Source organism: Corynebacterium sp. MSK150, from assembly GCF_030229215.1.
Classification (GTDB): domain Bacteria; phylum Actinomycetota; class Actinomycetes; order Mycobacteriales; family Mycobacteriaceae; genus Corynebacterium.
This window is the reverse complement of the sequence record NZ_JASPHM010000028.1, coordinates 1-8,719: the sequence shown is the minus strand read 5'-3', so window position 1 is coordinate 8,719 and position 8,719 is coordinate 1. Positions and strand designations below refer to the sequence as shown.

General features: G+C 58.8%; 9 protein-coding genes. All 9 read right to left on the bottom strand.

Features of this window, described 5'->3' with window-relative positions; all coding sequences use genetic code 11:
* Nucleotides 1-172: 172 nt before the first annotated feature.
* Entirely contained in the window at nucleotides 173-634 is a 462-nt protein-coding gene (locus tag QP941_RS11450; RefSeq protein ID WP_284766574.1) for a hypothetical protein, read from the bottom strand.
* Nucleotides 634-1,737, bottom strand: a complete 1,104-nt coding sequence (locus tag QP941_RS11445; RefSeq protein ID WP_284869001.1) for a glycosyltransferase family 4 protein — start codon at nucleotides 1,735-1,737, stop codon at nucleotides 634-636. The genes QP941_RS11450 and QP941_RS11445 overlap by 1 nt, the downstream gene beginning before the upstream one ends.
* Nucleotides 1,737-2,681 carry a phosphatidylinositol mannoside acyltransferase gene (locus tag QP941_RS11440; RefSeq protein ID WP_284869000.1) on the bottom strand — a complete coding sequence of 315 codons (945 nt, stop codon included), beginning with the start codon at nucleotides 2,679-2,681 and terminating at the stop codon, nucleotides 1,737-1,739. The genes QP941_RS11445 and QP941_RS11440 overlap by 1 nt, the downstream gene beginning before the upstream one ends.
* 39 nt (nucleotides 2,682-2,720) lie before the next feature.
* On the bottom strand, nucleotides 2,721-3,326 hold the full coding sequence (pgsA, locus tag QP941_RS11435) for a phosphatidylinositol phosphate synthase (protein WP_239277599.1): 606 nt from the start codon (nucleotides 3,324-3,326) through the stop codon (nucleotides 2,721-2,723).
* Nucleotides 3,319-3,858 carry an HIT family protein gene (locus QP941_RS11430; protein ID WP_204611430.1) on the bottom strand — a complete coding sequence of 180 codons (540 nt, stop codon included), beginning with the start codon at nucleotides 3,856-3,858 and terminating at the stop codon, nucleotides 3,319-3,321. The genes pgsA and QP941_RS11430 overlap by 8 nt, the downstream gene beginning before the upstream one ends.
* Before the next feature lie 46 nt (nucleotides 3,859-3,904).
* Complete coding sequence (thrS, locus tag QP941_RS11425) at nucleotides 3,905-5,968, bottom strand: threonine--tRNA ligase (protein WP_284868999.1); 2,064 nt, start codon at nucleotides 5,966-5,968, stop codon at nucleotides 3,905-3,907.
* Between the two features lie 77 nt (nucleotides 5,969-6,045).
* Complete coding sequence (locus QP941_RS11420; protein ID WP_284868998.1) at nucleotides 6,046-7,272, bottom strand: Dyp-type peroxidase; 1,227 nt, start codon at nucleotides 7,270-7,272, stop codon at nucleotides 6,046-6,048.
* Nucleotides 7,273-7,274: 2 nt separating this feature from the next.
* A complete protein-coding gene (locus tag QP941_RS11415; RefSeq protein ID WP_284868997.1) occupies nucleotides 7,275-7,841 on the bottom strand; it encodes a copper chaperone PCu(A)C in 567 nt (188 codons plus the stop codon).
* Nucleotides 7,841-8,407: a copper resistance CopC family protein gene (locus QP941_RS11410; RefSeq protein WP_284868996.1), complete on the bottom strand. Its 567-nt coding sequence runs from the start codon at nucleotides 8,405-8,407 to the stop codon at nucleotides 7,841-7,843. The genes QP941_RS11415 and QP941_RS11410 overlap by 1 nt, the downstream gene beginning before the upstream one ends.
* Nucleotides 8,408-8,719: the final 312 nt, after the last annotated feature.

Below are 8,719 nucleotides of genomic sequence, written 5' to 3'. Positions count from 1 at the left end.
TCCTAGCGCACCGTCGGCCGTACTGATTATCCCAACGACTAGGACTTCACTTACACCGTCTACGCCCAGTCAGCCGGACTGGAAGCTGGCAAATCTAACCCCACCGACACGCCGAACCAGACACACATTTTGACCCTTAACGCCGTCCTGAGTCTTGAGTTAGCTCTGCTGGCTACTCGGCCAGCATATAGTCAAAGTATTCCGGCAGTTTTGCGGTACCACCCAGATGAAAGAGCCGTACCGCAGGGCGCAGGCGCAGAGCGCGAGTGTCGCTGACCGCCTCGTTGTAGAAGCGGTGGGCAAGTTGGATGCGGCCCTCGGCGTCGGCAAGCGCGGCAGGGCGACGGTCCGCGGGAAACTCCCTCACTATGGCGGCAGATAGTTCCCGCTCGGCCATCGTGCGCGGTTCGAAATGGCCCTGATAGAGCTCGGTAGACTCTGCTCGCTGAGCTAGCGCCGCGAGCTCTGGTGCGACCACCGCTGTCACCGCTGCTCTGCGGTCCAGCGCCGCCTGTAGCTGGGCCAGCGAGGCATCAGTGCGGATGTGCAGCGAGTTAAGCCGCTGGGCGGTAAAAAGCGCCCACAAACCTACGATGATAAGTAGGAAGAGGATTAGGGCAATTTCAATGGCCATCAACGCTTTACCCTCACCCTTGTACCGTCTTGGACAGTCTCGTAGACCTGCATCACGGCCGCCGCTACATGGTCCCAGTCATAGGTGCTGGCGCGTTGGACGCCATTGCGCACCAACTGGGCCCGATACTCGGCATCATCAAGCACCTCGTTAAGGACGCGGGCCAGATCCTCACTGTCTTCATTGCGAAAGAGTGCGCCGGCAACCTCGTCGGAATCGGCATTGCACACAGCACGGAAGGCTTCCAGATCGGAAGCAACAACAGCCGCGCCGGCCGCCATGGCTTCTACCAGCACGATGCCGAAGCTTTCACCACCGGTATTTGGGGCCACATAGACATCGGCACGGCCCAGGATTCCTGCCTTTTCGGCGTCGCTGACCCGGCCTACAAAATCCACGCCCTCGACCTCGCGGGCGCGGCCGCCGCCCATGATGGTCACGCGAATATCGTGGTGTACTTGGCGCAGCGCGCTCAACAGGATATCGAGGCCTTTGCGAGGTTCGTCCAACCGTCCCAAGAAGACAACTTCCAGGGGATCGCCGGGGGCCTTAGCCGGGCTGCGGCGCCGAGCCTGCGCGTAGACCGACGTATCCACGCCGTTGGGAATGAGGACCGGGTCGCCACCCAATTGCTCCACCTGCCACCGCCGCGCCATATCGGATACCGCGATGCCACCCCGGATCTTTTCCAAAAAGGGAACGAGAAAAGGTTTGGCCAAGGTCAGCACCAGGGAGCTAGACGCGGAAGCGTGATACGTCGCCACCAGTGGGCCTTGTGCCACGGCCAACGCGGTCATGGAAAAGCTCGGGGAGTTAGGCTCATGGATGTGCAAGACATCGAAGTCGCCCTCCTTGATGAATTGCTTTACCTTGCGCGTGACGTGGGGGCCCACGGACAGGCGGGCCACCGACCCGTTATACGCGATGGGGAAAGCCGGCCCTCCCTTGACTACGAAATCCGGCAGCTGGGTGGATTCCGCAGCGGGGCCAATGACCTGAACGTGGTGCCCTTGCTCAATGAAGACTGTGGCTAGATCAAGGATATGGGCTTGAACTCCGCCTGGTTCATCGAAGGAGTAGGGGCATACGATTCCTATACGCACTAGCTCTCGCCTTCCTGTGATGGCCCGGTGTGGCGGGCATTGCGGGCACTTTTGGCCGCCCGCGCTTGCCGACGCCTCTCTATGTCCACATTCCACTGCGGTTGCAGCATATGCCAATCCTCCGGGTGGCGGCGGATATTGGCGGCGAAGCCATCGGCCATGCGCTGAGTTGTCTCCTGCAGGTCCGTTACCTCGAGCTCAGGAGACACAGAGAGCCCCCAGCCCTCACCCTCAAACCACGAATGCACGACGTGCAGGGCGGCGCCAGTCTCTAGGGCAAGCTGTGCGGGACCGGCGGCCATATTGGCCTTTTCCCCCATGAAATCCACGGTAACGCCGCTTCGGGTCAGGTCGCGCTCAGCCAGCAGGCAGACCACGCCACCGGCTTCCAGCACCTCTTTGAGGCGGGCAAAAGGCGAGGCTTCGCCGCCGGTGAGGGGAAGAACCTCAAAGCCAAGGGTTTCGCGGTAGTCCACAAAGGCGTCGAAAAGCACTGCGGGCTTAAGGCGCTCTGCAACGGTGGTGAACTGACCATAATGGCCAACGAGGAAGACGCCCGCCATATCCCAATTACCGGAATGCGGCAGAGCCAAAATAGTACCGCGGCCGGATTGAGCCGAAGCATCAAAATGCTCAAGGCCTTCCAAGCCGCTGAGCAAGCGCTGATGCAACCCGGCGTCACCGTGGATAGCTGGCAGGCGGAACGCCTCCATCCAGTAGCGTATATAGGAGCGCACGGAATCGCGCACCAAGGCGCGGGTAACGTTTTCCGGGCCCACCACTCGCGCTAGGTTGCGGCGCAAGCCTTCCATTCCGCGACCGTTGCCACTTGCGTAGTCCGCACCCCAGCGAAAAAGCGTGCGCGCAATGGGCTCGGGCAGACGGCGCACCACCTTCCATCCCGCGAGGTAACCCGCCGCGGAGAGGTCTTCTCTATCCCACATGGTGTCACAACCTCCTGGTTTTAGGTGGTGCAGTACGAGCTACTGCTGCTCCTGGCGGGCAGCAATAACCATACGCTGGCACACGGTAAAGACGGAGCCAACGGCCAAGATCCACAGCGCTACCTCAATGGCATGCGGTACGCCTAGGCCTTCAAGGCCGATGCCGCCCAAGCCCAAAATGAGCCGCTCGGGGCGCTCGATCAGGCCGCCAACCATCGTGAATCCGGACGCTTCTCCCCTAGCCTTGATATAGGAAATGACCTGGGAACATACCAAGGTGACAAAGCACGCAATAACCGTAATGCGGGAAGAATCCGCAGAATAAATCAGCCACCATGCAATAGCACTGAATAATGCACCATCGGTGATGCGATCACAGGAGGCATCCAAGGTCGCGCCAAAGGCAGTAGCCTTGCCGGTCAGGCGCGCCATGGTGCCATCGAGCATGTCGAAAGCGGCGAAGAGGCCGGACAAAACGGCAGCGGAAAAGAGGTGGCCGGTAGGAATGAGGATCACCGAAATCGCAATGGTGACTATGGTACCCACAACCGTGACCACATTCGGGGTCAGACCTAGCTTCAAAAAGGCCTTGGCTATAGGTTCCACCACCACGGCGGCGGGCTTTCGCCCATGCACGCTAAGCACGCGAATCCTCCTCTTCCATCTCGCGCCATCCTTCTGCCAGTACGCGGCGCGTATCCTGCAGAAGCTGCGGTAATACCTTAGTCCCATCGAGGACAGTCATAAAGTTACTATCCCCGGGCCACCTTGGCACCACATGCAGGTGCAGGTGATCTCCCACCGAGCCGCCCGAGGCGCGACCCAGGTTGAGCCCTACGTTGATGGCTTCTGGGCGTGAGACCCGTTTGAGTACTCGAACCGCCTTTTGCGCGAAAGCCATCAACTCCTGAGATTCCTCTTGCGTGAGGTTCTCGAGCTGCGACTCCTTGCGATACGGCACCACCATAAGGTGCCCGGCGTTATACGGAAACAGGTTCAACAATGCATAGACGGTCTTGCCGCGAGCAATGATGAGCCCGTCTTCGTCGCTACCCTTCGGGGCCTCCACGAAGGGGTCTTTAGAGCGCTTGGCAATATAGGCCATGCGATAAGGCGCCCATAACCGCTCTAGGCGGTCCGGCTCGCCAGCACCTGAGTCAACGAAGGTCTCCGCCACCGCTTGGTTTTCAGCGACGGCGGAGCTGTCGGTTTCGTGTGTCTCTTTAGCGTCGGGCACTGATGAGCTCTTCGGTCGGCTGCTCGTTGTTGCGCTCTGCTACCCATGCGGCGATGAGCTCCACGGCTTCCTTTACCGGCACACCATTGACCTGGGTACCGTCGAGGAAGCGGAAGGATACGGCATCAGCTTCTACGTCGCGTGCGCCAGCCACCAGCATGAACGGAACCTTACCGGTGGTGTGGTTGCGAATCTTCTTCTGCATGCGGTCATCAGAGGTATCCACATCGGCGCGGATACCCTTCTGACGCAGCTGGGCGGCAACCTCTTCGAGGTGCGGGGAGAATTCGTCGGCCACCGGAATGCCCACCACTTGGTGCGGTGCTAGCCATGCTGGGAAGGCACCGGCGTAGTGCTCCAGCAGGACGCCAAAGAATCGCTCGATGGAGCCGAAAAGCGCACGGTGAATCATGATTGGGCGCTTCTTGGTGCCGTCCGACGCGGTGTATTCCAGCTCGAAGCGTTCCGGCAGGTTGAAGTCCAACTGCACGGTAGACATCTGCCAGGTACGGCCGATGGCATCGCGAGCCTGCACAGAAATCTTCGGGCCGTAGAAGGCTGCACCTGCGGGATCCGGAACCAGCTCCAAGCCGGACTTTTCTGCGACCGACTGCAGGATAGACGTAGAGCGATCCCAGATCTCATCAGAACCGACGAACTTATTCGGGTCCTTGGTAGAAAGCTCCAGGTAGAAGTCAGACAGTCCGTAGTCCTTCAGCAAGGAAATGATGAAGTCGAGGACCTTGGTCAGCTCTTCTTCCAGCTGCTCTTCGGTGCAGTAAATGTGGGCATCGTCCTGGGTAAAGCCGCGGGCACGGGTCAGGCCGTGAACTACGCCGGACTTTTCGTAGCGGTAGACGGTACCGAACTCAAATAGACGCAGCGGGAGCTCTCGGTAGGAACGGCCACGGGATGCAAAAATTAGGTTGTGCATCGGGCAGTTCATGGGCTTGGCGTAATAGTCCTGCGGCTCCTTGACGGTATTGCCCTCTTCGTCATATTCGCCATCGAGCTGCATCGGCGGGAACATGCCATCGGCATAGAAGTCCAGGTGGCCAGACTTCTTGAATAGGTCACCCTTGGTGATATGCGGGGTATTAACAAAGGAGTACCCAGCCTGTACGTGGCGGTTGCGGGAGTGGTTTTCCATCTCCATGCGCACGGTCGCACCATTCGGGTGGAATACCGGGAAGCCGGAGCCAATCTCATCCGGGAAGGAGAAGAGATCTAGTTCCTGACCCAGGCGGCGGTGGTCGCGCTTTTCCGCCTCTTCCACCATGGTCTGGTAGGCCTCCAGCGCCTCCTTGGACTCAAAAGCGGTGCCGTAGATGCGCTGCAGGCCAGCCTTGGACTGGTCGCCGCGCCAGTAGGCGGCAGAAGAACGGGTCAGCGTGAAGGCCGGGATGTACTTGGTGGTTGGCACGTGCGGGCCGCGGCAGAGATCGAACCACTCTACTTCCCCGGTGCGCGGGTTGATGTTGTCATAGTGGGTGAGATCGCCGGAACCGACTTCTGCGGCCTCGTCGGAGTCAGGGTCAACGTTACCCTTGTCTTGGACCAGCTCGAGCTTGAAAGGCTCGTCGGCGAGGGCCTTTTCCGCTTCCTCCGCGGATTCATAGACGTGGCGCTCGAAGCGCTGGCCGCCCTTGATGATCTTCTTCATGCGCTTTTCAATCGCCTTGAGATCTTCCGGTGTGAAAGGCTCGGCGGTCTGAAAATCGAAGTAGAAGCCATTTTCAATGGCAGGGCCGATACCCAGCTTGGTGCCAGGGAACTCGGCCTGCACGGCTTGGGCCATAACGTGGCCGCAGGAGTGGCGGATGACGGCGCGGCCGTCTTCCTCGCAGGCGGCTACCGGGGTGAAGGTGGATTCCGTGTCTGGGGTGTGCGACAAATCAAAGAGAGTGCCGTCCTCACCGCGAACGACTACGACAGCCTCCGGGCCCTTATTGGGAAGGTTGAGATCTCGCATTGCTGCGCCCACGGCCTGGCCGGCGGGCACGGTGAAGGAATCGTAATTGACCGGTACTGCGGGGATGAGTTCCGCCATAATCGCGCTCCTTTTTGCGCTCGTGCGTCGGCGGCATACCTGGCCGCGTCCGCTATTTAAATTTACGGATAGCTATTCTACAACCCTGCATGCTCGCAGAGCGATTTTGCCCACCATGATTCACGCCCATCGGCAGCAAGGGTGCCCGGCGGACAGAAATACATAGCGGAGCCAATATGGGTCAGCCATTCATTCATTAGGTCAGATTCATCCAATCGGGCCTGGATAGGCTCAAATTGTTTGGTGGGATCCTGCTGGTAGCAGATAAAAACCTGCCCAATATTGGATAGCTGCCCGTCCTTGCCATCGGGAGCTAACTCATAGTTATACGGGCGGCGTAGGATGCGCTGCTCTGGGTGGTCAGCGGGCGGGGCGGCCACGGCCATGTGTGAGTTCTTATCGATAACCGGCAGTCCATAGTCATCTACCGCATCGAAGTCCGCAGCGTCGAATTCATCCTTACCTGTAAGTGGGGCACCGGTATCGAGCTTACGGCCGATAGCGTTCTCGCGGGAAGAGCGATCCAGCTTTTCCCATGTATCCACGTTCATGCGGATGCGGCGTACCACCATCGCCGTTCCCCCATTGGCCCACTGCGGCCCCTTATCGATCCACACCTGGGCTGCGAAGTCCTCCTCGCTGCGCGGGTTAACAGTGCCGTCCTTTTGTCCGAACATATTGCGCGCGGTGGCACCCTTTTCCTGGCTACCATAGGCGTTAATAAAGCCCTGCTGCAGCCATTTCACGCTGGCATAGTGCTCGCCCGCACGCACCATGTGACGCAGGGCGTAGGTATTCATCAGTGGGTCATCGCAGCAGATCTGCAAGACGATATCGCTTTGTCCCCACTTGGGCTCCAGCGCATCGCGTTGAAAGGAACGCACATCTCCCAGCCACTGGGGCTTGTCCACTCCGAGCAGGTTAAAAACCTCTTCGCCTAGACCACAGGTGATAGTAAGGTTGGCGGGTTGCTGCACCATCTCCGGCTCTAGAGTGCCCAGCGGCGCCTCCCCCGTACACAGCGCGCGGGCGTCCTCGGTCCACAGCTTCATAAGGCTGGCGAACCCCCGCTTGTCGACGTCCCTTTTAAGGTCGAACCCCACCAAATTCAGGTGGGCCTGCGCTGCGGTAGCGATACCCGCTTGATGTTTACCGTCGAATGCCACGAGGGCGTCGGCAAGCGCAGGCCCATCCTGCGCCTGAGCATCCGGGGAAGAGCCCTGATCAGCGCAGCCAGCCAACGCGAAGGCGCTGGTCGATACCGCAGCGCCGGTGAGAAACCCCCTTCTGCTGAATCCAGACATAGCTAGTGTTCGTGTCCCTCCATCTGGTGGTCTTTCATATCGCCGTAGTCCTCATCGCCGGCGGGCATGCTGCGCGTTTGAATCTCGCCCAGATCGAGCTCTTCGCCGCCCTCTAGCTCCACTTTGAGATTGAGGGACTCGCCGGGAGCGATGTGGTTTTCCATCTCCATGAGCATGAAGTGGTCACCACCAGGTGCCAGCTCGTGGGACTCGCCGGCTTTGACAACCAATGGGCTCGACATTTCCTGCATCTTGCCATCGACAGTCTCATGCATTTGGTTCACCTTGGCATTGAGGCTGGTGGAAAATCCAGTGATGGTGATGTCCTTATCGGAATGGTTGACTAGGTTGCCAAAGATGGCGGTCATATCCTTGTCCTCGTTGGCTCGCACGACAGCGTCCTCAAAGGTCAGTTCTTTAGATTCCGCAGCGGAGGATGTTTTCCCGACACTAGTGGAAGCATCTGCCTTCGAGTCGGTGGAGTCATTTTGGTTTTGTGGTGAGCAACCCGCCAGGGCGAGGCCGGCCACAGTCAAGCCCACAAGGGCGATGCTAGAAATCTTGGACATTATTTTTCACCTTCCGAATCAATGCGACGAGACTTGGCAATAAATAGGGCAACTACTGCGGCGATTGCCAAAACGCCACCCACGCCCAGGATGATTTTTAGCGCGGTCGGCAGGCCCTCATCCCCATCCTGGGACGACGATTCAGCAGCAGCTGCCTCGGTGCTCTCGGTGGAGTCACCCTTGACGGAGAATTCCACTCCCCCGCGGGTAGCGTGTCCGTCCGAAGACGTGATCTGGAAGCCTACCTGGTAGTTACCCGGCCCAGGTTGGACGTCCGCAGGAGTTTCAATGGTGAGATCCCGCTCATGGAGCTTTGGTTCCTGGCTAAAGACTTTTTCACCAGTATCCACGTTGGTCACGGCAAAGGTATTGAAGTCTTCTTTGGGGATACCAGAAAACTCGAGGGTGATTTCCTTCGGAAACTCGTCGAGTTGGTCGCCGTCTTTGACCGAACCGCCAATAACGGAGTCGTGCGCGAATGCGGCAGGCATCGACCCGCCCAGAACCAGTGCTGCAGTGCCGACTGCTGCCGCTGTGCGGCGCAGCCGAGGTACGCGGTAGCCCATATATAGCTCCTTTTGTGTTGAAAATGCACAAGTTGAATTGTCAGACATACTAGCCGCGCGGTTTGCCGGAGCGGCAATCGCGATAAGTAGCGCGTCGAGCCATATGTCGGCGCGAACTGGGAATGAGTTCCTTTTCAGAAGTAAAAAGAGGCATTTATCACTATTTAAGGCATGGCAACTCAATTGCAAGCGTTCTTATCCCTGGACGCCTCGAAGTGGGGTCGCGGAAGAGCGGGGGTTAAGGGTCAGAAAGTGTGTCTGGAAACGGGGATTTTTAGGCTCTGACCTTTGAGTTAACGTCAAATATACGCT

Coding starts and splice junctions, on each gene's coding strand:
- QP941_RS11450 (WP_284766574.1), bottom strand. CDS start 634: ATGGCCATTGAAATTGCCCTAATCCTCTTCCTACTTATCATCGTAGGT.
- QP941_RS11440 (WP_284869000.1), bottom strand. CDS start 2,681: ATGTGGGATAGAGAAGACCTCTCCGCGGCGGGTTACCTCGCGGGATGG.
- thrS (WP_284868999.1), bottom strand. CDS start 5,968: ATGGCGGAACTCATCCCCGCAGTACCGGTCAATTACGATTCCTTCACC.
- QP941_RS11420 (WP_284868998.1), bottom strand. CDS start 7,272: ATGTCTGGATTCAGCAGAAGGGGGTTTCTCACCGGCGCTGCGGTATCG.
- QP941_RS11415 (WP_284868997.1), bottom strand. CDS start 7,841: ATGTCCAAGATTTCTAGCATCGCCCTTGTGGGCTTGACTGTGGCCGGC.
- QP941_RS11410 (WP_284868996.1), bottom strand. CDS start 8,407: ATGGGCTACCGCGTACCTCGGCTGCGCCGCACAGCGGCAGCAGTCGGC.